Below are 22649 nucleotides of genomic sequence, written 5' to 3'. Positions count from 1 at the left end.
CGGTGGCGACGGCCACCGACGACGACGGCCGATGACGGCGGCAACCGCCGGCCCGATCACATCGCCCCGCACCGGAAGGGCTCTGAGCCTCTCCGGCGGGCCGGCCTTCTGCTTGCTCACCCGTGAGCCTTCCTCTGCGCGTGCCGTCGGGGGAGATGGACGCCCGGCCGCACAGGGCGTCGGTGGGCGGCACCGTCCAATCGCGTACACCCGAAGCGTGAGTTGACGAGGCGCCCGTCCTATTCGGCATGGGACACCGCCACCGCGAGCCGTCCTGAGGCACCGGCGCCGGCCAGGGCCGCCGCGGTGTCCCGCTCCACCGACAGCACCACCAGTGCGCCGCTTCCCGGACTCGCCCCACCGTCCGGTTCGGGGAAGGAAGCCTCTTCGGCGCCCGCGCCGCGGGGGACCTCGGCCACCCGTACGTCGCGGGCCACCACTTCGGCGTCGGCGTCCCCGTCGACCGCGGCGATCACGTCGACGCGATCGCCGGGCCGGAGCAGTCCGACCGTCGCCGCGTCGGCGATCCGCACCGGAGCGGAGACCAGCCGCGCGCCCTGCCGCTCGGGGCCCGGCGGCGCATCCCCATGAACGGCGCTGGCCCCTTTCTCCCCGCCCAGCCCCGAAGCGGCGAGCACCGCCGAGGCCAACGCGAACCCGGCGGCCAGCGCCCGGCGCTGCCCGCGCAGGGCCCGCCGGATCCGTCGCCCACCACCGCCCCGCACGCGGAGGGGCCCGAAGGGCGGGACCCCGCAGGGCGCGGGCGGAGGCGCGGGACGTGTATCGGGCACCGAGGGAAACATGGCCAACACCACCTGGCGTGAGGGAGATCCGCGAGAAACGCGCGAGGAGTCCGGCGGGACGGTGCCCCGCCGAACTCCCCTCACGATCCATGGTCCGCGGCGATCCCGCTCGGCCCTGTGGACAGCCCCCACGATGTGGAAAAGCCGGTCACCCGTACGTGTCGGAGCCGCCCGCGCGACCAGCCGCGCCGGTGCAGCCGACCCGAGCCCGCGCAGCAGCCGACCCGAGCCAGCGTGACCAGCCGCGCCCGTGACCAGCCGCGCCCGCGCAGCCGGCCCGCGCCCGCGCCCGCGCCCGCGCAGCAGTCGACCCGCGCCCGTGACCAGCCGCGCCCGCGCAGCCGGCCCGCGCCGAGGTGCCGGCCGTCCCGGGGCCGCCGGGACCGCGGGGCTACGGCAGCTCGATGCCCGGCTCGACCCCGTCCAGGGCGTGGGTGCAGACGCAGTCGCGGCCCTCGTTCGGAGGCAACGCCGCCACCGCGTCGAAGAGCACCGACCTCAGCCGGTCGACGTTGGCCGCGAACACCTCCAGGACCTCCCCGTGGCTGACCCCCTCGCCGGCCTCGGCACCCGCGTCGAGGTCCGTCACCAGAGTCAGCGTCGTGTAGCAGAGCTCCAGTTCACGGGCGAGCACCGCTTCCGGGTGTCCCGTCATCCCGACGACCGACCAGCCCATCGCCGCGTGCCAGCGCGACTCCGCGCGAGTCGAGAAGCGGGGGCCCTCGACCACGACCAGGGTTCCGCCGTCCACCGGCTCCCAGCCGCGTCCGCGTGCCGCGGCCAGGGCCGCCTTGCGGCCCTGGGGGCAGTACGGGTCGGCGAAGCCGAGGTGCACCACGTTCGGCTCGGTTCCGTCGGGCAGGGGCTCACCGTCGTAGAACGTCTGGGTGCGGGCCTTCGTGCGGTCGACCATCTGGTCCGGCACGAGCAGGGTTCCCGGCCCGTACTCGGGGCGCAGGCCGCCCACGGCGCACGGGCCGAGTACCTGGCGTACGCCGAGGGAGCGCAGGGCCCAGAGGTTGGCCCGGTAGTTGATCCGGTGCGGCGGGAGGTGGTGGCCGCGGCCGTGGCGCGGGAGGAAGGCCACCCGGCGGCCCGCGAGCTCACCGAGGAAGACGGAGTCGCTCGGCGCCCCGTACGGGGTGTCCACCTTGATCTCGGTCACGTCCTCCAGGAAGGAGTAGAAACCCGATCCGCCGATGACGCCGATCTCCGCTGTACCCGTTTCGTTCACCATGCGGTCACACTAACCGGGCGCACACGACCGGGACCCCACCGAGTCGATCAGTGGGGTCCGGGTGAGACGTGTGGGGTACGCGAGGCGCCTCAGGCGGCCGACGTGCCGCTCGACGACGTGGAAGAAGCCGAGGAGGAGGCCCCGGAGGAAGCCGAAGCGGCAGGCTTCGATTCCGACTTCGATTCCGTCTTCGAAGCGGACGAACCGGCGGACGAGTCCGACGTCTTGGGGGCCGACGTGGCCGGCGTGCTGCTCGACGAGGAGCCGCGGCTGTCGTTCCGGTAGAAGCCGGATCCCTTGAAGACGATGCCGACGGCCGAGAACACCTTCTTGAGGCGTCCCTCGCAGTTCGGGCACACGGTCAGGGCATCATCGGTGAACTTCTGCACCGCTTCGAGGCCCTCGCCGCACTCGGTGCACTGGTACTGGTAAGTCGGCACTTGCTCCTCCTGGCACTCTCACTCAGTGAGTGCTAACGATGTTCCATAGTGACGTATTCCGAGCGCTCAGTCCACCGTGACCGGCTCGCGGTGACCGATACCACGTGCCACGGTCCGGCCCGCGGCCCGCGGTGCCAGCCGTGAACGCATGGCCAGCAGGGTCGCCAGCGCCAGCGCCGTACCGACCAGCGGGACCACGAAACCGGTGCTCGCGCCATGGGCGTCCGCGAGCTGCCCGGCCACCGTGACGGCTGCCGCCTGGCCGAGGGCCACCGAGCCCGTCAGCCAGGTGAAGGCCTCGGTCCTGGCCGACGCGGGCACCAGTGCGTCGACCAGGGTGTAGCCGCTGATCAGGGCGGGAGCGATGCACAGTCCGACCAGCAGTCCCAGGCCCGCCAGCAGCGGCACGGAGTGCACGGCCCAGAGACCGGAAGCGGTCAGCGTCAGGGCCACGTACCCGACGATCAGGCGGCGGCGGGGGCTGCTCTTCCAGGCGATGGCCCCGCAGGCGATTCCGGCGAGCATGTTGCCGGCCGCGAAGACCCCGTACAGCAGCCCGTTGGCGCCGGGCCTGCCGATCTCCTCGGAGAACGCCGTCAGGGAGACCTGCATGCCGCCGAAGACGGCGCCGATGCCCAGGAACGTGACCGCCAGCACCCGCACGCCGGGTACGGAGAGTGCCGAGCGGTGCGGTGCGGACGCCGTGGCCGCGGCCCGGGGCGGCGGCTGGGTGGAGCGCCGCGCGGCGAACAGGACGCCGCCCAGCAGCGTCAGCGCCGCCTCGGCGATCAGTCCGGCCGCCGGGTGCACGCCGGTGCAGAGCGCCGTGGCGAGCACCGGGCCCACGACGAAGGTGAACTCGTCCGTCACGGACTCGAAGGCGGCGGCCGTGGCCATCAGAGGTGAAGCGGGGCGTCCCGGGGCTGGGCCCAGCAGAGCCGCCCAGCGGGCCCGCACCATCGGGCCGATCTGCGGGATGGAAGCACCGGTGGGCACCGCCGCCAGGAACAGCGCCCACAGCGGGGCGTCCGCCAGGGCGAGCGCGGTGAGGGCGCCGACGGAGCCGGCGTGGACCAGGACACCGGGGAGCAGCACGGCACGCTGGCCGAACCGGTCGGCGAGCCTGCCGCTCTGGGGCGCGAACAGGGCCATGGAGACGCCGGAGACGGCGGCCACGGCGCCCGCACTGCCGTACGAGCCGGTGGTGTGCTGGACGAGGAGCACGATGCCGATGGTCAGCATCGCGAAGGGCTGCCGGGCGGCGAAGCCCGGAAGGAGGAAGGTCCACGCACCCGGGGTGCGCAGCAACTGCCCGTAACCGGGGCGGTCGGAGACCGTGGACGCCACGGTCCATGCCTTTCTGCCGCCTGGTGGCCGTGCCCTTCGGGCTGCCCTCGCACCAGGTGCGTGGGCGTCCGTGAGCTGCCGAGAGCTGTCCTCTTCGCGCGGAACTGCGGTAGATGCCGGGCGCTCGCTGCAGAGGCGAAAGAACGCCACGACCGCCATACGGTCGCGCCAGCTCTGCATCAGGCAGAGTTGGTCGATCAGGGTGGATCAGGTTCACATCGAGTGGATCAAGAGATCCGGTCCTTCATCTTACAGGTACCGGGTCCTGCGCACCTGCGATTGTGCGCAAGCTCCGGGCCTGCGACCCCGGCCCGCCGCAGACCGCCCCCGGGGTCAGTGGCCGCCCCGCCGGGCGCCCGCCTTGTCCCTCGGCCGGTCCTCGCCGCCCCTGCCCAGCTTCTTGGCCAGCCTCAGGAGGTGCGGGGTGTCCGCGGGGTCCTGGCCCGGTCGGCCCGCCCCGCCCGTCCCCAGCCAGCCGGCCAGCTTGCCGCCCTCGCCGACAGCGCGGAGCCGTGCCTCGGTCGCGTCGCGCACCGGATCGGTCGCGACGACCAGCAGCTCGTCCCCGCGCCGCAGCACGGTCGAGGGCGCGGGCACGAAGCTCTTGTCGTCGCGCACGACGAGGGTGACGGCGGCCCCGGCGGGCAGGCGCAGTTCCGCGACCTCCACGCCGTGCATCCTGGAACTGCCGGGGACCGCGACGGACAGCAGGTGCCCCCGCAGCCGCTCCAGAGGAGCCGACTCGATCCCGAGATCCGCCGTCTCCGACGGGTCGTCACTGATCTTCAGGGCCTTCGCCAGCCAGGGCAGGGTCGGTCCCTGGATCAGCGTGTAGACGATGACGAGCACGAAGACGATGTTGAAGACCCGGGTGCTGCCCTCGATCCCGGACACCATCGGGATGGTCGCGAGGATGATGGGCACGGCGCCGCGCAGCCCGGCCCAGGACATCAGGGCCTTCTCGCGGTGCGGCAGCCGGAACGGCGCCAGGCTGATGAAGACCGACAACGGACGCGCGACGGCGGTCAGTACCAGCCCCACGACCACGGCCGGCCAGAAGTCGGCGATCAGGTCGTGCGGCGTGACCAGCAGGCCGAGCAGGACGAACATGCCGATCTGCGCCATCCAGCCGAGACCGTCCGCGAATCCCCGGGTGGCCGGCCAGTGCGGGAGCTTGGAGTTGCCGAGGACCATCGCGGCCAGATAGACGGCGAGGAAGCCGCTTCCGTGGACCATGGCGCCCGCCGCGTACGCGGACACCGCGATGGCCATCACCGCGATCGGGTAGAGCCCGGACGCGGGCAGTGCCACGTGGCGGAGCCCGAAGGCCCCGAGCCAGCCCACCGTGAGGCCGATCGCCGCGCCGATGGCCAGCTCCAGGGCTATCTCGCCCACCAGTACGTACCAGTGCTCCACGGGGCCGACGGTGGAGAACGCGACCACGAGGATGACCACGGGGGCGTCGTTGAAGCCTGATTCGGCCTCCAGGACGCCGGTGATCCGGGAGGGCAGGGGGACCTTGCGCAGGACGGAGAAGACGGCCGCGGCGTCGGTGGACGACACGACGGCGCCGATGATCAGGGCCTGCCGCCAGTCGAGGCCGACGAGGTAGTGCGCCGCGCTCGCGGTGACGCCCACGCTGATGCCCACACCGACGGTCGACAGGACGGCCGCCGCCGGCAGGGCGGGTTTCACTTCTTTCCACTTCGTGCCCAGCCCGCCTTCGGCCAGGATGACGACCAGGGCGGCATAGCCGATCACCTGGGTCAGCTCGGCGTTGTCGAACTTGACGTCGAAGATGCCGTCCTGGCCCATGGCGATACCGATGCCGAGGTACAGGAGCAGGCTGGGGAGCCCGCTGCGGGACGAGATGCGTACGGCCGCCACGGCGACCAGCAGGACGACCGAGCAGACGAGCAGAAGTTCGTTGAGCGCGTGGACAGTCAGGGTCCGTTCCTTCCCTGTGTACGCCGTCCGGATCGTCCTCCGGTGGCCAGTACTTCGTTACCTTACCTAATCTTTAACGCTTCCTTGATGCCTTCGAGTGTCCGTGCGAACGGGTGCGCAAATGGATGCATCCCCATACCGCGTCCGAGTGGCTTCGGCGGGGCGCCTATGGTTGCTCCTGCACTCCCAGGACCACCCTGCCCCTCGAAGGACAGCGATGCCCGCCAACACAACCGCCCCTTCCGGGTCTTCCGATGCGAAGAAGACCGGCAGGAAGAAGGGGCGACGCGCCCGCCTGTTCGTGATCGTCCTGGTGCTGGCGCTTGTCGCGGGTGTCGGGTTCGGCGCGTACTGGTCCGTCTCCACGGTCCGGGCCTCGTACCCGCAGACCACCGGATCGATAGAGCTCGACGGCCTTTCAGGCGACGTCGACGTCAAACGTGACAGCTACGGGGTCCCGCAGATCTACGCGGACACCGACAGCGACCTCTTCCGTGCCCAGGGCTTCGTCCAGGCCCAGGACCGTTTCTGGGAGATGGACGTACGCCGGCACATGACTTCGGGACGTCTCTCGGAGATGTTCGGCTCCGGCCAGGTCGAGACCGACTCCTTCCTGCGCACGCTCGGCTGGCGCAAGGTCGCGCAGGAGGAGTACGACACGGTCCTGGACGAGGACACCAAGAAGAACCTCCAGGCTTACGCGGAGGGGGTGAACGCGTACCTGCACGGCAAGGACGGCAAGGACATCTCCGTCGAGTACGCGGCTCTCGGCCTCACCAACGACTACAAGCCCACCGAGTGGACCCCGGTCGACTCGGTCGCCTGGCTCAAGGCCATGGCGTGGGACCTGCGCGGCAACATGCAGGACGAGATCGACCGCTCGCTGATGACCAGCAGGCTCAGCTCGAAGCAGATCAAGGACCTCTACCCGGACTACCCGTTCGACAAGAACAAGCCGATCGTCGACCAGGGCGCGGTCTCCCCGGTCACCGGCACGTTCGACCCGGACGCCGAGCCGTCGGACAGCATCGGCGCGCAGACCCCCGAGGGCGCGGCCCAGGGGATGAACACCCAGCTCTCCGCGCTCTCCGACACCCTGGACGAGATCCCGGCCCTTCTCGGTCCCAACGGCAACGGCATCGGGTCGAACTCCTGGGTCGTCTCGGGCACGCACACCACGACCGGCAAACCCCTGCTGGCCAACGACCCGCACCTGGCTCCGCAGCTCCCCTCGCTCTGGTACCAGATGGGGCTGCACTGCCGTCAGGTCTCCGCGTCCTGCCAGTACGACACGGCCGGCTACACGTTCTCCGGGATGCCCGGTGTGGTCATCGGCCACAACCAGGACATCGCCTGGGGCTTCACGAACCTCGGTGCCGACGTCACCGACCTCTTCCTGGAGAAGGTCTCCGCCGACGGCTACCAGTACGACGGCAGGACCGAGCCCTTCGTCACCCGTGAGGAGACCATCAAGGTCGCGGGCGGCAGGAGCAGGAAGATCACCGTCAGGGAGACCAACAACGGTCCCCTGGTCTCCGACCGCAGTGGCGAGCTGGAGAAGGTCGGCAAGAAGGCCCCCGTCACCAACTCCGCGCCCGACCGCGGTGACGGGTACGCGGTGTCCCTCAAGTGGACGGCGCTGGACCCCGGCAAGTCCATGGACGCAGTCTTCGAGCTCAACCGGGCCAAGGACTTCACGACGTTCCGCAAGGCCGCCTCGCACTTCGAGGTGCCCTCGCAGAACCTCATCTACGCCGACACCGAGGGCAACATCGGTTATCAGGCGCCGGGCAGGATCCCGGTCCGCACGCAGGGCGACGGCACGCTGCCGAGCCCCGGCTGGAACCCGAAGTACGGCTGGGAGAAGGACCCCATCCCCTTCGACGAGCTGCCGTACGAGTACAACCCCGAGCGCGGCTACATCGTCACCGCCAACCAGGCGGTCATCGACGAGAGCTACGAGCACATGCTCACCAAGGACTGGGGTTACGGCACGCGCAGCCAGCGGATCAACGACCTGATCCAGAAGAAGATCGACGGCGGCGAGAAGATCTCCACCGACGACATGCAGACGATGCAGATGGACAACCAGAGCGCGATCGCCGCGAAGCTGGTGCCGAAGCTCAAGAACATCGCCGTCTCCGACAAGTACGTCCGCGAGGGCCAGAAGCTGCTCGAGGGCTGGGACTACACCCAGGAGTCCGACTCGGCCGCCGCCGCGTACTTCAACGGCGTCTGGCGCAACATCCTCAAGCTGGCCTTCGGCAACAAGCTGCCCAAGGAGATGCGCGCCAAGGGCGACTGCCTGTACGTGGAGCCGGCCGCGGGCGCCGGGCCGGTGGACGAGCAGGACAAGCTCGTACGCGAATGCGGCCAGCGCGCTCCGGACGCCGCGCAGCCGGACGGCGGCGACCGCTGGTACGAGGTGGTCGAGAGCATCCTGGACGACCAGGACAACGCCTGGTGGAAGGCCCCGGCCAGGGGGCGCGACGAGGCCATCGACAGCCGCGACGAGCTCTTCGCCCGCGCCATGGAGGACGCGCGCTGGGAGCTGACGGCGAAGCTGGGCAAGGACATGACCACCTGGAGCTGGGGCCGGCTGCACCGGCTGACCCTGCGCAACCAGACGCTCGGCACCGACGGTCCCGACCTGCTGCAGCGGGCCCTCAACCGGGGTCCCTGGGACCTCGGCGGCGGGGAGGCGGCGGTGAACGCCACCGGCTGGAACGCGGCGGGCGGCTACGAGGTCATCTGGGTCCCGTCGATGCGGATGGTCGTCAACGTGGGTGACTGGGACAAGTCCCGCTGGATCAACCTCACCGGTGCGTCCGGGCACGCGTTCAGCGCGCACTACACCGATCAGACCGACAAGTGGGTCGACGGCGAACTGCTCGACTGGTCCTTCGGGACGAACGCGGTGGAGGAGTCCACCGTCGACACCCTGACGCTCAGGAAACCCTAGGGTCTCCGCCCGAGCGGGACCGACGGTTCCAGCGGGCGGTGACGGTCTGCCCACCCCTGCGCGGTGGTGGGCGGTCCGTCACCGCCCGTCGTCACGTCCGGGCCTCTCACCCCGTGCCCGGGTAGTGCACCAGCCGCCCCTGGGTGACGAGGGAAGCCGCCTGCTTGAGGTGGCGTACGCGGATGCCGACCGTGTAGGCGTCGATGCCGGCGATCGCGGCGAGGCTCGTCGTCAGATAGCGGTAGAAGTCCTGCGCATCGGTGCAGATCACGATGGCCATGAGGTTGTGCTCGCCGGCGAGGGCGCCGGCGAAGGCGACCTCCGGATGGTGGACCAGGGCGGTTCCGACCTGGTGGAGGTGGGCGGGTGCCGTGCGCAGCCACAGGGTGGCCTGGAGGTTCCACCCCAGGCGCTGCGACAGCAGGTCGACGTCGTAGTAGAGGGTCCCCGCCTCCTCCAGGGTCTCCAGCCGGCGACCGACGCGGCTGGTGGACCAGCCGGTGAGCTGGGCCAGCCGGGCATGGCTCGCGCGGCCGTCCTCCGCGAGCGCGGCCAGCAACGGCAGGTCCTCCTCGTTCGGCGGGACCGGCGAGACCCCGGGCCGGCGGTCGGAGCGCGGGTCCTGCGCGGTCAGCAGCGCGACCGCCTCCGTGCTCAGCGGCGGCCCGAAGCCCGTCCAGTGCGCCCAGGGTGCGGAGAAGGAGTGCAGCATCAGGGCCATGTCGACGCCGAGCACTCCGGAGGAACGCTGGAGCCGGCGGGGCAGCAGGTCCGGGCCGCGGTCCTCGGCGATCGGCGCGTTGAGGGTGCAGACGATCTCGGCACCGCCGGAGGCGAGGTGTGAGTAGGACACGTCGGGCCTGCGGGTCAGCGCCTCCGCGATCGCGTCGACCCGGTCCGGACGGCACGTGATGCGTGCGACCCAGGTGGCCCGGCCGTGGACCGCCGGGTTCACCAGGCCCATCACGCGCACCACGCCTCGGCGCCTGAGTGCCTGGAAGCGCCGTGCGACCGTCTGTTCGGAGACTCCCGCCACCTCGCTGATCAGGCGGAACGGCGCGCGGGGCGCGATCTGGAGGGAGTGGAGGATTCGGGTGTCCACGGCGTCGAGCATGGAGTGAATATCTCCCGGCTGACCCCTCGACGCCAGTTTCCTGCGCCATGGCGGGGGCGAGAGGGCAGTTCGCCGCCCTCTGCCCGAGACTGGTCCAGGAATCAGCTGCGCCGGACCGCGGCGCGCGGGCGGTCATCGGTCACGGGTCCGGGCGAGGAAGGCCGGTGCCCCCGTGACCGGGCGAGGGACCGGCCGGTGCCGCGCCGCTCCGGGAGCCCCCCGGCCGTCGTGCGACCCGGGCCCCGCATCTCCCCGTCCACCAGCGCGGGAGCGCTCAGGGGGCCGGCCCGGCGTCCCTGGCGAACGTACTGATTCCTACCGGACGGACCACCGCGCACGCCCGTGAAGGCGCGCGGTGAGGCCGTCGGGACACCTGTGCCCGCACGCCCGTGCGGACGCCGACCCGGCGGTCCGGCCCGACGCGAAGAGGCGCCGGGCGGCCGTCCACGCAGCCACATGCTCAGAAGGAGCTTTCCACGTGTCCCACAGCAGTCCGGCCACCGTGCCCGGCCCGGCCACCGCGCCCGGTCGCCAGGCGCCCGTGCCGCCGGTCTCCCATCGGCGCGCCACCATCCTCATGGCCTGCCTGGGGGTCTTCGTCGCCTACCTGCCGGTGACGACGGTGTCGGTGAGCCTCCCGGCCATCCAGCAGGCGCTGGGCGCCTCGACCTCCGAACTGTCCTGGGTCTCGGACGCGTTCGTCCTGCCCATGGCCGCGTTCATCCTGACGGCGGGAGTGTTCGGAGACGTCCACGGCCGGAAGAAGGTCTTCCTCGCCGGCCTCCTGCTGACGGCCGCCGGAGCGGCCACCTCGCTGGGCGCCGGCACCGTGCAGGTGGTGTGGATCGGCCAGGCCCTGTCGGGCCTCGGCGCCGCCGCCCTCCTGCCGACGACCCTCGCCCTCATCAGCCATGCCGTGCCCGACTTCCGGGAGCGGGGCAAGTACATCGGCATATGGGCGATGTGCCTGCTCGGTGCGCTCGCCGTCGGCGGGGTCCTGGCCGGCACCGTCGTGTCCCGCACCGAGTGGCGCTGGATCTTCGTGGCGCCCATCCCCGTCGCGCTGATCGCCTTCGTCATCGCCGTACGGATGCTCGCGGACTCGCGGGCACCGCACGGGCGCCGTCTCGACTGGGCCGGCCAGATCACCGCCGCTCTGGCGATCACCGGGCTCGTCTACGGCGTCATCGAGGGCGGAGCGAAGTCCTTCGGCGCCCCCGAGGTCCTGGCGGCGCTCGCCGTGGCCGTGGTCAGCGGCGTCCTGTTCGTGCTCGTCGAACGCCGCTCCGCGAGCCCCATGCTCGACCTGTCGCTGTTCCGCAGCCCGGGCTTCGCCGCGACCACCCTCGTCGCGATGGTGATGTTCATGGCCATGATCGGGTTCTTCTTCGTCCTGAGCCTGTACTTCGGGATGGTGCAGCACCTCGACACCCTCGACGCGGCCTGGCGGATGCTGCTGGTGACCGGGTCCGCCCTCGTCGTCAGCGGCCCGGCCGGCCGGCTCATGCACCGGCTCTCCACGCGAGGCATGATCACCGTCGGCCTGCTCATGGTGACGGCGTCCCTGCTGTTCCTGCTGGGCGCCGAGGCCGACACGTCCTTCGGGGCCCTGTCCTGGCGGCTGATCCTGCTCGGCCTCGGCATGGGCCTGGTCACCACGCCCATGACGGCGACGGCCGTCGGTTCAGTCCCGCACCAGCTCGCGGGGATGGCCGCCGCCGGGAACAACGCCTTCCGGCAGGTCGGCGGCGCCCTCGGCCCGGCCGTCCTCGGTGCCCTGCTCACCAGCCGCGCCGCCGACGCCCTGCCCGGGCACCTCGCCGACGCGGGGGTCTCGGACGTGACGGGTGCCCGTGTCGAGGCGGCCGTGCGGGCGAACGGTCTCGGCGGTGCCGACGGAGTACCGCTCGGCGCGGAGGCGGGCCGGGTGTGGGCCGCAGTCGGCGATTCCTTCCTCGACGGCATGCGCCTGTGCCTGGTCGTCGCCGCGGCGCTGACCTTCCTGGCCGCCGTACTCGCCTTCGTCCTCCTGCGCGCCCCGCGCACGGTCACGGCGCCCTCCGCGCAGGCCGTGCGCCAGGGCGGGGGCGCGGCGCCCTCCGCCGCACACGAGGGGACCGCCGCCGAAGTCGCCGTCGCGGGTCCGGAACGCCCGGGCGCGGGCGTCTAGGAGCCGGCCGGCTCCGCGTCCCGCGCCCCGCGTCCTCGCGGGAAGCGGCGCGCTCCGGCGGGCGTGACCACGGCATCCACGGGGTGGTCGTGCGGTTCCTCGGGAACCCGCGCGACCACCTCGTCGTCGTACAGCAGGACGACGAGGGCGGGGTGGGCCCCGGCGTCGGCGAGACGGGCGAGCACCCGGTCGTAGCTGCCGCCCCCGCGCCCCAGCCGCATCCCGCGCCCGTCCACGGCGAGTCCCGGCAGCAGGACCACCTCCGCGTCCAGGACCGCCTGCGGCCCCAGCCGCGGTCCGTCCGGCTCCCTCAGCCCGCGGCCCGCCGGTACGAGGTGCTCCGTGCCGTCGAACACGGCCCAGTCCAGGTCGTTGTCCGCCATGAGCACCGGCAGCAGCACACGCACGCCCCGCGCGCGCAGAGCGTCGAGCAGGACGCGGGTTCCCGGTTCCCGCCCGACGGACACGTAGGCCGCCACGGTCCGCGCGCCGGACAGTTCCGGAAGATCCGACGAGGCCGCCGCGAGAACCGAAGCGGCGTTCCGCACGTCTTCGGAGGTGAGAAGCGCGCGAGCGGCGAGCAGTTCGCGCCGCAGCTGCGCCTTTCGGTACATGTCATGGTTCAACGGGTGCTCACATAGCTCGTTTATGTGGATGTATGAGGGCGAAGTTAACCGGACGCTCATCTTCCGCCCATACGCACCGGTTACAGTGCTGCGCATGACTCAGTCGCGCCCCAGGATCAGCAAAGCTGTCATTCCAGCTGCAGGTCTCGGCACCCGGTTCCTGCCGGCCACCAAGGCCACTCCCAAAGAGATGCTGCCTGTCGTCGACAAGCCCGCCATCCAGTATGTCGTCGAGGAGGCGGTCGGTGCGGGCCTCTCCGACGTGCTGATGATCACCGGTCGCAACAAGCGCCCGCTCGAGGACCACTTCGACCGGAACTACGAGCTGGAGTCCGCGCTGACCCGCAAGGGCGACGCCGAACGGCTCTCCAAGGTCCAGGAGTCCAGTGACCTGGCCACCATGCACTACGTGCGCCAGGGGGACCCGCGAGGCCTCGGTCACGCCGTCCTGTGCGCCGCGCCGCACGTCGGTGACCAGCCCTTCGCCGTGCTCCTCGGTGACGACCTGATCGACCCGCGCGACCCCCTGCTCGCCCGGATGGTCGAGATCCAGGAGCGTGAGGGCGGCAGCGTCGTCGCGCTGATGGAGGTCGACCCCGCGCAGATCCACATGTACGGCTGCGCGGCCACCGAGGCGACCACCGACGGCGACGTCGTCCGGGTCACCGGCCTCGTGGAGAAGCCCGACCCGGCCGACGCGCCCAGCAATCTCGCCGTCATCGGCCGATACGTCCTGGATCCCGCGGTCTTCGGCATACTGCGCCGGACCGAGCCCGGCCGGGGCGGCGAGATCCAGCTCACCGACGCCCTCCAACTGCTGGCCGAGGACGAGAAGATCGGCGGCCCCGTGCACGGCGTCGTCTTCAAGGGCCGCCGCTATGACACCGGTGACCGCGGCGACTATCTGCGTGCCATTGTCAGACTCGCGTGCGAACGTGAAGACCTGGGCCCGGACTTCCGGACCTGGCTGCGCAGTTACGTCACCGAGGAGTTGTAACAGCTTGAGCAGCACGATCTGGTCGGTGGACGAGCACCTGGACGACATCCTCGCCGCGGTGAAGCCGCTCGAACCCATCGAGCTGCAGCTTCCCGACGCCCAGGGCTGCGTCCTGGTCGAGGACGTCGTGGTGGAGATCGCCCTGCCGCCCTTCGACAACAGCTCGATGGACGGGTACGCCGTCCGGATCTCCGATGTCGAGGGTGCCAGCGAGGAGTTCCCCGCCGTCCTCACCGTCATCGGTGACGTCGCCGCGGGTGACGGGGGGCTGGCCGACGGCCGGTCGGTGGGCCCGGGTGAGGCCGCGCGCATCATGACCGGCGCCCCGCTGCCCAAGGGCGCCGAGGCGGTCGTCCCCGTCGAGTGGACCGACGGGGGCACCGGCGGTGGGCCCGCCGCTTCCATGCGCGCCCACAGCGACGCCCCGGAGGGAGCGAGCGGCGAGGTCCGCGTGCACCGGGCGGTGAAGCCCCGCGCCCATGTCCGGGCCAAGGGCAGCGACGTGCGGCCCGGTGACCTGGCGCTGCGCGCGGGCTCGGTCGTCGGGCCGCCGCAGATCGGGCTGCTCGCCGCGATCGGCCGCTCCACGGTGCGGGTGCGGCCCCGTCCGCGTGTCGTCGTGCTGTCCACCGGCAGCGAGCTGGCGCAGCCGGGCGAGGAGCTGACCGCCGGCCGGATCTACGACTCCAACAGCTTCGCGCTGACCGCCGCCGCCCGGGACGCGGGGGCCATCGCCTACCGGGTCCCCGCGGTCGCCGACGACGCGGAGACGCTGCGGGCCACGATCGAGGACCAGCTGATCCGCGCCGACATCGTCGTCACCACGGGCGGTGTGAGCGTCGGCGCGTACGACGTGGTCAAGGAGGCCCTGTCCTCCGTGGGCGACGAGGACGAGGCCGGCGGCGGCATCGACTTCCGCAAGCTCGCCATGCAGCCGGGCAAGCCGCAGGGTTTCGGTTCGATCGGCCCCGATCACACACCTCTGCTGGCGCTGCCCGGCAATCCGGTCTCCTCGTACGTCTCCTTCGAGTTGTTCGTCCGGCCGGCGATCCTGACGCTGATGGGCCTCGACGACGTACACCGCCCGACGGTGCGGGCCACCCTCAGCGCCGGCGAGACGCTCTCCTCGCCCTCCGGCAAGAGGCAGTTCCTGCGCGGGACGTACGACGCCGAGGCGGGCACGGTGACCCCTGTCGGGGGAGCCGGATCCCATCTGATCGCCGCTCTCGCACAGGCGGACGCGCTGATCGTGCTGCCCGAGGACGTCACCTCCGCCGAGCCCGGCACGGAGACCGAGGTGATCCTCCTCCGCTGACTTCCGCGAGGTGGCGGTACGGTATCTGGCGCTGTGCCTTACCGGGGGAAGCCCCCCGGGCCCCTCGGTCCGTGCCCCGGCGCGGACGGGCGGGCAACCGGCGCCCTACCGCTAGGCGGAGTGAGTTGAGTACGCAGAACAGGCTGACGCACATCGACGAGGCGGGCGCGGCCCGCATGGTCGACGTGTCGGAGAAGGACGTCACGACACGTGTCGCCCGGGCGAGCGGCCGGGTCCTCGTGTCACCGTGTGTCGTCGAACTCCTCAGGGGCGAGGGTGTCCCGAAGGGCGACGCACTCGCCACCGCGCGCATCGCCGGGATCATGGGGGCCAAGAGGACCCCGGACCTGATCCCGCTCTGCCACCCGCTCGCCGTCTCGGGCGTGAAGGTGGACCTGAGCGTGGCCGACGACGCGGTGGAGATCCTGGCCACCGTGAAGACGACGGACCGTACGGGGGTCGAGATGGAGGCCCTGACCGCGGTCTCGGTCGCCGCGCTCACGGTGATCGACATGATCAAGGCGGTCGACAAGAGCGCGGTGATCACGGACGTCCGGGTCGAGGCGAAGTCCGGCGGGAAGTCCGGCGACTACCGGCGCCCCGCGCCGGAGGGGGCGGACGCATGACCACGCCCGGCAGCGGCGGGTACCGCGCCCTCGTCGTGACCGCGTCCAACCGTGCCTCCGCCGGCGTGTACGCCGACAAGGGCGGCCCTCTCATCGCCGAGGCCCTGGCCGGCCTCGGGTTCACCGTCGAGGGCCCGCAGATCGTGCCTGACGGCGACCCGGTGGAAGCGGCCCTGCGGGCCGGCGCGGCAGCGGGCTACGACGTGATCGTCACCACCGGCGGTACGGGCATCTCGCCCACCGACCGCACGCCCGAGGCCACCCGCCGTGTGCTGGACCGGGAGGTCCCGGGCATCGCCGAGGCGATCCGTGCCGAGGGCCGGGACAAGGTCCCCACCGCCGCGCTCTCCCGCGGCCTCGCGGGCATCGCCGACCGCACCCTCATCGTGAACCTGCCCGGTTCGACCGGCGGGGTCCGCGACGGACTCGCGGTCCTGAGCAGGCTTCTGGTGCACGCCGTCGACCAGCTGCGCGGCGGCGACCACCCCCGACCGGGGAGCCCGAGCTGAACGTCCGGACCTGGCCGGTGATCCTGACCGACGGCGCCGTCACCCTCCGCCCGATAAAGCTCCGCGACCAGACCATGTGGCGCGAGGTGAACCGGCGCAACCGAGACTGGCTGCGCCCCTGGGAGGCGACCGTTCCGCCGCCCGCCCCCGGTGGCCCGGTGGCCCAGCGCCCGACCTACCGCCAGATGATCCGGCACCTGCGCGCCGAGGCGAACGCCGGGCGGATGCTGCCCTTCGCCATCGAGTACGAAGGGCGCCTCGTCGGCCAGTTGACGGTGGCCGGTATCACCTGGGGCTCGATGTGCTCAGGTCATGTCGGCTACTGGGTCGACCAGAGCGTGGCGGGCCGCGGCGTGATGCCGACCGCGGTGGCGCTGGCAGCCGACCACTGTTTCCGTACCGTCGGTCTGCACCGGATCGAGGTGTGCATTCGGCCCGAGAACGGCCCCAGCCGAAGGGTCGTGGAGAAACTCGGATTCCGCGCGGAGGGTCTCCGCCCGCGTTATCTGCACATCGACGGTGCGTGGCGGGACCACCTGATCTTCGCCCTCACCGCCGAGGAGGTGCCCGACGGGCTGCTGCGACGTTGGCGCAGGGTGCGGCCGGGTGCCCCGGGCGCGTCGAGCGCGCCCGGGGAAATGAAATAGGTGTTCGAATTTGATCGCCCTCTGGCGGTAAAGCGCCCCACTTTCGTCGACTGTTGGCCCGAACAATCGCAAAAAATGTCCGTCATATGAGCCGGATCGTGCGACACACCGGGCCAATTGGCGGATGCTGCCGTGCAAACCCCTCTACGGTGTGAGAGTGAGCAGCAGCGGCCTCATCTACGCAGTCATCGTCGGGGCATGGGCCGCCTACTTGGTGCCGATGTGGCTCCGCAGGCAGGACGAGCTCAACGAGGCCCGTCCGACGGAACGCTTCAGCACCGCCATCCGGCTGCTGTCCGGACGGGCGGCCATGGAGCGCCGTTACGCCAAGGAGCTGCGGGAGCGGGATGCCGAGGAGGCGCCTGGCGACGTGGACCCGGATGCCGTCACGGACCGAATGGAGTCCGTCGACGTCCGGGCGTTTTCCGCGCCCCCGGACCATACGGAAGTGCGGTTGCGCGATCCCGCGCCCGTCCGCCCCGACCAGGAGGACGCGCCCGCCCGGCCGGGCCGTCCGGCGCCCGCCCGGCCGGAGTGGCGACGCCCCTCCAAGGCGGAGTCCGAGCGTGAGCGGCGGCAGCGGTCGCAGGTCCTCGCACGCCGTCGGCGTACCACCACGGTCCTCTTCATGGCGTTCACGCTCGGCGCGGTCGTCGCGGCGGTCGGCGGACTCCGCTTCCTGTGGGCGCCGGCCGTTCCGGCTGTACTGCTGAGCACGTACATCGTGCATCTGCGTGCCCAGGAGCGCCGCCGGTTCGTCTTCACCATGGACCGGCGCCGGGCCGAGGTGGCCGCGCAGCGGCTGCGCGAGAACCGCCCCCGCAGGCACCAGCCCGCGTCCTCGGCTCCTGCCGAGCCCGACGAGGAGCCCGAAGGGCCCGTACCGGCGCCCACGGTCTCCCCGCAGGAGGCCGGCCGTCGCGCCCTCGTCGAGCAGACGGACCACGCGGAGTGGGTCGACCAGCAGCGCGAGCGCGGACCGGCCCAGGGCGACAGCTGGGAGCCGGTCCCGGTCCCGTTGCCGACCTACGTCACCGCGCCCGTCGCCCCCCGCGCCACGGGCGGGGTCGAGGTCGGCGACCCGGAGACCTGGAGCGCGGCCCGCTCCAGCCCGGCCGAGCCCACCCGCACGGGCACCCGCGACTCCCAGGACGCGGCCACGCCCGACACGGACCAGGCCCCGCGCCGCCGCGGGAACCCGCCCCGGCGCACCCGGGAGCGAGGCCGGACACCTCTCTTCGACCAGTACGACGGCGAGGACCGGCCGCGCGCGGCCAACGAGTGAGACCGGCGGCGGACCCGACTCGGTGACCTGCCGGGATACGGATTTCCGAGCACCCCGATGAGGGTGCTAGAGTTTCACTCGTTGCAAGGGCCTGTGGCGCAGTCTGGTAGCGCACCTCGTTCGCATCGAGGGGGTCTGGGGTTCAAATCCCCACAGGTCCACCGCACACACGAGATCCCGTCCGATCGCAAGATCGGGCGGGATCTCGTCGTTTTGGGGCGCTCGGCGATCTGGCCGACGTGAGCCGGATTGGATCGCCCTGCGTCCGCACCTCTCTGCCGGACGGCGAGCCCTGACCTCTGATCAATCCGCCGCCCTTGCCGTGAGCTCGGCGGCCTCTCGCGGGAGCAGCCGTAGGTGCCGCCGGACTTGCCGTGGACCTCACGGATCTCCTCGGCCAGAACCCGGCGGTGGCGCCGACGACTTGGGCCTCGACGCCGCCGAGCCGCTTGTAGTAGCTGGACCGGTGACCTGGCAGAGCCGCTTCACCTTGCAGGCGTCCCGGTGGTCGTCAACGAACTGGAAGCGGCTCCTCACCAGTTCGTCGCTCCGGCGAAATGCCTGGCCGTCCTGCAGAGGGGATGTCCCGCTCGGTGGCCGAGGATGCGCTCGACGGCCTCAAGCTCGGCCGGTCCGGGCTCGAGCTGCCGGACCTGCCCGTCCGGTCGGTGGACGGCACCGTTGCCCGGGCTGGACCGCCGACTCCGCAGACGGTGTCGACCCATACAGGACCATGGCATCAGCCTTGCGGCCACCCGTCCAAACCCGATTCGAAGATCTTTTGCGGGATGGATCCTCAGGCGTTGCCGCAGCCGGTTTCGTTTCGTGATGCACAACCCTGGACATTGTGGCCGTTTCGGATTAACTAATTCAATTCCCTCTCGTATTGTCCTGGCTGGCTTTTTTGTCGACCTCGAACATTGCAGGCAGGGTCTAGACCACGAGGCTGTTCCATGGAAATAGAGACACCCCCGATGATCGATCATCGGGGGTGTTCTGGGTTTCTGTTCAGGTGTTGGGGCTAGATTGTTTCACTGGCCTCACCGGTAACCATCTGTCGTGGGATCCGCACCTTACCCACCTCGGCGAGCTTTCGCTCCGAGGGGAATTCGTACGTCCGGTACCCCGTGACGAGCAGTCCGTCGCGGCGGAGGGTTCGCACTGCGGTCTCGATCGTGGCCCTGCTGACCGAGAGAGCACCCGCCAGGTCGGTCTGGGACGGTCCTTCCAGCATCCGGCCGTATCGAGCGCTTGGCACAGGGCAGTGCTCCAGCAGGTAGGTGAAGAGGCCGGCCAGCCGGTGCTCGGTGGGCAGCGCGTGCCGGTTGTAGATCCTTTCTCCCACCGCGATGCGCTCGGTGACAGCCCGGCCGATCGCCGAGGTGAGGGATGCGTTGGTGTCCGCGATCGCCCTCATGCGATCCAGCGAAACAGACACCGTGACCGTGGTGTTGAGGCAGCGTGTCGTAGGGGTGAGGACGTCGGAGCTCAGGACCTCGATGTCCCCGAGCACGGCGCCGGCGCCGTGAATCCGGGTGGTCGCCGCGTCGCCGTAGACGGGCTCCTCGATGACGCACCCGCCGAGCACGATGTGCACCATCGAGCTACTGCTGCCTCTGAGCTGCTGACCGCGGTGATACGTCCTTACCGCACCGCTCACAAAGAGGTCTTGACGGTGCACCAGGGTGAGTTGCGAGAGGAACGGGTTGAGCTCCATGAGCGAGCGCAGGGCGCGGGGGCCGGAGACCTCGTGTCGAACCCTGCCGGTTTCGTCGTTCCGGTAGTAGATGGAGCCGCCCAGCATCACCGACTTGTCGGACGAGTAGAACTCGCTGGCTCGGCCCATCAGCTGGCGCCCCTTCCGGTCATCGCGCTGGGCGGGATGTCGGCGGGATCGCCCTGCGCCACCGAAGGGCCGGCGGTTGCCACCGGTGAGGCCGGCGCTTCGGCGGGCACCACGACCGGCGGTGCCTGTGAGGGCCTGAGCGAGTCGATGACGCGGGGGAAGACGCCTACGAGCGCCGCGATGGCCGTGATGACCGCAGCGATGCGCACGGGGGTGGAAGAGAGGTGCTTGATGGCGTAGATCACTGCCGCGCAGATGATCGCAACGATCGCGACCGCAGCGAGAAGGAACATTTCTTTATCCACTTCATCGTTGAAGCATTAGGAGGGTGCAGCGGTTGAAACCCAAAAAGATCAGCCGCATCGGGTGGTGAGCCCGCAGAAATGACTGAGCTTCTTGATCGAGCAGGATATAGCAGGTTCAGGGGGAGGCGGAAACGTCACCCTTGGTCTGAGGATTCCGTACCGTCGACAGGAAGCACAGTGCGGACGAAAGAAATCCCTGAGGTTATGGACTTACTCGACAGTACAAGGCTGATTCCCTAGAAATAGGGAATGGTTAGGGCGGGATCACCGTTACATTCAACGTGCTGAAGTTGAGCCTTGGAGGGTGCAGCATCAGCTGTCGGGCGGGGCCCCTGGGGGTGGTGCCCCAGGGGGCCCCCCGGCTGAAGGAAGGGCTTCCTACCAGGGAAGATAGGAACGCAGATGTCACAGTCTCGGAACTTGAGGGGCGGCGCCGACGGCGCCGCCCCTCAGTGTTTGCGGGGGTGGATTCGCCTCGGCTCGGCCAAGCGGAAGCGGGCGCGACGTGCTTTAATGCCGCCGCTTATCCGGGTGATGGCCACCGGCGACCGTACGTGATGGCACTGACAATGCCTTCTCGATGCCTCTGACCAGGGGTACAGTGCGCCGGTTGTCCGCAGAGGTATCGGCCTTTATGGGTATTTTTCAAGGTCGCGATGGACCGGCGTGGTGTCTCCGAGTGCAGGTTCAGCAGGCACCCCGTGCCTCATCCTGCTCAATGGTGTGAGTCACATCACCTGGCGCTGATTCTCGCGGCTGCGGAAGCACATCAAGCCAGCCCTTCGCGACGCCGAGCACGTGTGCTCGAGTCGGTGCTCGAGGAATCCCGCTCGCGACCGTCGAGTTCTGCGAAGCCGCTCCGAGAGGCGCGGCGGGGCGCCGCGACCTGCGGAAAGCGGCTTGGGCCCCGTTGCGCTCGTCGGTGATCGTTAGGCTGTGGACGTGGCGAGCGCAGAGGGCCAGGACCGGGAGAAGGACCAGGTGGAGACTGTCTGCCGGGTCTGTGGTTTCGAGGGTGAGGTGTTCTGGGAGGGTCGCTGGCCGAATGAGGCTGTCATCTGCCCCTGCTGCGGCAACGAGCCCGATGTCGGGGACGCCGGCGTCACGGGGCTGCGCACCTACCGCGGATACTGGCTGGGACACGGCGCCCCGTGGAGCAGCCCGTTGGCGGAGCGCGAGCACAAGCGCCGGGGTTGGGACCTGCTGAAGCAGGTGCAGAACATCCCGCCGCAGTGGCGCTGATCCGGGCGATCGGAGCCCGATCGGAGCCGGACCAGGCGGAGAAGAACATGCACACGACCATCAGCCCGTTCACGCTCGCGCGCTGGAAGGAGAAGCAGTCCCACGGCCGTCCCAAGTCCGGCTGGCAGGGCACCTCTCCGGAGTTCGGCGACATCCGGGTGGTGTTGCCGGCGGGCCGGGACATGCCAAACACACTGGTCACGGAGGTGCGTGGCGGGCTCATCCCCCCGGCTGCCTTCGAGGCGCGCGGCGTGCACACCGAGGTTCTGTCCCTGCCGACCCTCAACCGTTCGACACTTCGCGTGGGCGACGCGCTGGTGAGGATGGAGCGGAACCGGTGGGCGCCCGGCCACCGGGGCCGTTCTCTGCGCATGACGTATCTCGGCGACTCCTACCGGCTCATGGCGGTCGGCCGCCGGGCGTACGAGCTCTCCCGGCAGTGTGATTCGGAGGACCCGGGCGCCGTCATAGCCGTGCGTCAGTCGGGCAGGGGGAAGGGGCGGAAGGTGACCGTGCGGGCGACGGGGCGGGTGCTGCCCGCCGATGTCACGCTGGCGGTCCTCTTCGCAGGCGTCGACCGGTCCGTGTTGACGCGGCGCGGAGCCGTCCGTGCGGGCATGTCCAGGATCTTCAACCTCTGGGCCGAGTACAAGTCCTGAGCCGGCTGCTCTCCCACTGCTGCTTCCGCTGGCGAGGACCCGGGCCGGAGCCGCTCACCAGGAAGTAGAGGACGTTTCCGCGTGGGCCATCTCCCATTGGGCCCGGCGCGCCGGTCCCGAAGCTCGGGTCCCGGGTCTCGGTCCCCGAGCTCCGGGACCGGGTGGTTCGCTCTTTCGGGGGACGCGGAGACGGCTCCGGCCCGACGCTTGAGCTTCGGGATCCGAGGGCCGTACTTCGGGATCCGGGGTTCGAGCGGTGTTGTTCATCCGGCTGGGAAAAGAGGGGGTTGAAGAAACCCTCCCACCCTCCCCACCCCGTCACGGCCAGCAAGTATGACTAATTGTGACCAAGTTGCGGCGGAGAGTCGCGCCTGCTTACGGTGCCCCCAACGCATCGACCCCGACGCGGTGTTAGCGCACCGGCCGGGGTCTCACCCCAAGATCAGAAACAGGCCGATCCCGTGGCTATCCAGCAGACTAGTGCCGCATCAGGCAACGTTTGCCCTGTTGTGATGTGACGCGCCGTTTCGGTGCTGTGCCGGGCGGCGCGTGGCCGTCACCCTGTCCGGGTG

General features: G+C 70.6%; 19 protein-coding genes and 1 tRNA gene. 11 read left to right on the top strand and 9 right to left on the bottom strand.

Going from position 1 to position 22649, the window contains the following annotated elements:
- Positions 1-239 precede the first annotated feature (239 nt).
- The 5 genes from ACIRJR_RS31100 to ACIRJR_RS31080 form a co-directional block, all read right to left on the bottom strand.
- On the bottom strand, positions 240-803 hold the full coding sequence (locus ACIRJR_RS31100; protein WP_403786789.1) for an RcpC/CpaB family pilus assembly protein: 564 nt from the start codon (positions 801-803) through the stop codon (positions 240-242).
- 391 nt (positions 804-1194) lie between these two features.
- Entirely contained in the window at positions 1195-2040 is an 846-nt protein-coding gene (locus ACIRJR_RS31095; protein ID WP_403786787.1) for an S-methyl-5'-thioadenosine phosphorylase, read from the bottom strand.
- A gap of 89 nt (positions 2041-2129) precedes the next feature.
- Positions 2130-2480 (bottom strand): FmdB family zinc ribbon protein, encoded by a 351-nt coding sequence (locus ACIRJR_RS31090; protein WP_403786785.1) that lies wholly within the window; start codon positions 2478-2480, stop codon positions 2130-2132.
- Positions 2481-2546: 66 nt separating this feature from the next.
- Positions 2547-3827: an MFS transporter gene (locus ACIRJR_RS31085; RefSeq protein WP_403786783.1), complete on the bottom strand. Its 1281-nt coding sequence runs from the start codon at positions 3825-3827 to the stop codon at positions 2547-2549.
- Positions 3828-4160: 333 nt separating this feature from the next.
- Positions 4161-5714 carry a potassium/proton antiporter gene (locus ACIRJR_RS31080; RefSeq protein WP_403786781.1) on the bottom strand — a complete coding sequence of 518 codons (1554 nt, stop codon included), beginning with the start codon at positions 5712-5714 and terminating at the stop codon, positions 4161-4163.
- A 277-nt stretch (positions 5715-5991) separates the two neighbouring features.
- Between ACIRJR_RS31080 and ACIRJR_RS31075 the strand changes: the two genes are divergently transcribed.
- The gene (locus ACIRJR_RS31075) at positions 5992-8736 is read left to right on the top strand and encodes a penicillin acylase family protein (RefSeq protein ID WP_403786779.1); all 2745 of its coding nucleotides are present in this window, start codon (positions 5992-5994) and stop codon (positions 8734-8736) included.
- Positions 8737-8842: 106 nt separating this feature from the next.
- Here the strand turns inward: ACIRJR_RS31075 and ACIRJR_RS31070 are convergent, their stop codons facing one another.
- Positions 8843-9850 carry an Lrp/AsnC family transcriptional regulator gene (locus ACIRJR_RS31070; RefSeq protein ID WP_403786777.1) on the bottom strand — a complete coding sequence of 336 codons (1008 nt, stop codon included), beginning with the start codon at positions 9848-9850 and terminating at the stop codon, positions 8843-8845.
- Between the two features lie 577 nt (positions 9851-10427).
- Here ACIRJR_RS31070 and ACIRJR_RS31065 point away from each other — a divergent pair.
- Positions 10428-12020: an MFS transporter gene (locus ACIRJR_RS31065; protein WP_403787025.1), complete on the top strand. Its 1593-nt coding sequence runs from the start codon at positions 10428-10430 to the stop codon at positions 12018-12020.
- Here the strand turns inward: ACIRJR_RS31065 and ACIRJR_RS31060 are convergent.
- On the bottom strand, positions 12017-12634 hold the full coding sequence (locus ACIRJR_RS31060) for a 5-formyltetrahydrofolate cyclo-ligase (RefSeq protein WP_403786775.1): 618 nt from the start codon (positions 12632-12634) through the stop codon (positions 12017-12019). The two genes, ACIRJR_RS31065 and ACIRJR_RS31060, sit on opposite strands and share 4 nt — an antisense overlap.
- Before the next feature lie 106 nt (positions 12635-12740).
- On the opposite strand from ACIRJR_RS31060, the gene galU reads away from it, so the two are divergent.
- The 7 genes from galU to ACIRJR_RS31025 all read left to right on the top strand — a co-directional run bounded on the left by galU (position 12741) and on the right by ACIRJR_RS31025 (position 18186).
- On the top strand, positions 12741-13643 hold the full coding sequence (gene galU / locus ACIRJR_RS31055; RefSeq protein ID WP_403786773.1) for a UTP--glucose-1-phosphate uridylyltransferase GalU: 903 nt from the start codon (positions 12741-12743) through the stop codon (positions 13641-13643).
- 4 nt (positions 13644-13647) lie between these two features.
- On the top strand, positions 13648-14958 hold the full coding sequence (gene glp, locus ACIRJR_RS31050; RefSeq protein WP_403786771.1) for a gephyrin-like molybdotransferase Glp: 1311 nt from the start codon (positions 13648-13650) through the stop codon (positions 14956-14958).
- 125 nt (positions 14959-15083) lie between these two features.
- Entirely contained in the window at positions 15084-15584 is a 501-nt protein-coding gene (gene moaC, locus ACIRJR_RS31045) for a cyclic pyranopterin monophosphate synthase MoaC (RefSeq protein ID WP_403786769.1), read from the top strand.
- Entirely contained in the window at positions 15581-16093 is a 513-nt protein-coding gene (locus tag ACIRJR_RS31040) for a molybdenum cofactor biosynthesis protein B (protein ID WP_403786767.1), read from the top strand. Before moaC ends, ACIRJR_RS31040 begins: the two co-directional genes overlap by 4 nt.
- A gap of 17 nt (positions 16094-16110) precedes the next feature.
- A complete protein-coding gene (locus tag ACIRJR_RS31035) occupies positions 16111-16740 on the top strand; it encodes a GNAT family N-acetyltransferase (protein WP_403786765.1) in 630 nt (209 codons plus the stop codon).
- Between the two features lie 124 nt (positions 16741-16864).
- On the top strand, positions 16865-18025 hold the full coding sequence (glpR, locus tag ACIRJR_RS31030; protein ID WP_403786763.1) for a gephyrin-like molybdotransferase receptor GlpR: 1161 nt from the start codon (positions 16865-16867) through the stop codon (positions 18023-18025).
- An 87-nt stretch (positions 18026-18112) separates the two neighbouring features.
- Positions 18113-18186 (top strand) — tRNA-Ala (locus ACIRJR_RS31025).
- Between the two features lie 860 nt (positions 18187-19046).
- Here the strand turns inward: ACIRJR_RS31025 and ACIRJR_RS31020 are convergent.
- Both ACIRJR_RS31020 and ACIRJR_RS31015 read right to left on the bottom strand, forming a co-directional pair.
- Positions 19047-19871 carry a Crp/Fnr family transcriptional regulator gene (locus ACIRJR_RS31020; RefSeq protein WP_403786761.1) on the bottom strand — a complete coding sequence of 275 codons (825 nt, stop codon included), beginning with the start codon at positions 19869-19871 and terminating at the stop codon, positions 19047-19049.
- A complete protein-coding gene (locus ACIRJR_RS31015) occupies positions 19871-20164 on the bottom strand; it encodes a hypothetical protein (protein ID WP_403786759.1) in 294 nt (97 codons plus the stop codon). The genes ACIRJR_RS31020 and ACIRJR_RS31015 overlap by 1 nt, the downstream gene beginning before the upstream one ends.
- A 954-nt stretch (positions 20165-21118) precedes the next feature.
- On the opposite strand from ACIRJR_RS31015, the gene ACIRJR_RS31010 reads away from it, so the two are divergent.
- Positions 21119-21418 (top strand): hypothetical protein, encoded by a 300-nt coding sequence (locus ACIRJR_RS31010; RefSeq protein WP_403786757.1) that lies wholly within the window; start codon positions 21119-21121, stop codon positions 21416-21418.
- Between the two features lie 47 nt (positions 21419-21465).
- Complete coding sequence (locus tag ACIRJR_RS31005) at positions 21466-22077, top strand: hypothetical protein (protein ID WP_403786755.1); 612 nt, start codon at positions 21466-21468, stop codon at positions 22075-22077.
- Positions 22078-22649 lie beyond the last annotated feature (572 nt).

The sequence above is a fragment of the Streptomyces sp. NPDC102402 genome (assembly GCF_044765765.1).
Taxonomy (GTDB): Bacteria; Actinomycetota; Actinomycetes; order Streptomycetales; family Streptomycetaceae; genus Streptomyces.
Note: the sequence above shows the minus strand (reverse complement) of the source record. Positions and strands in the feature narration are given on the sequence as shown.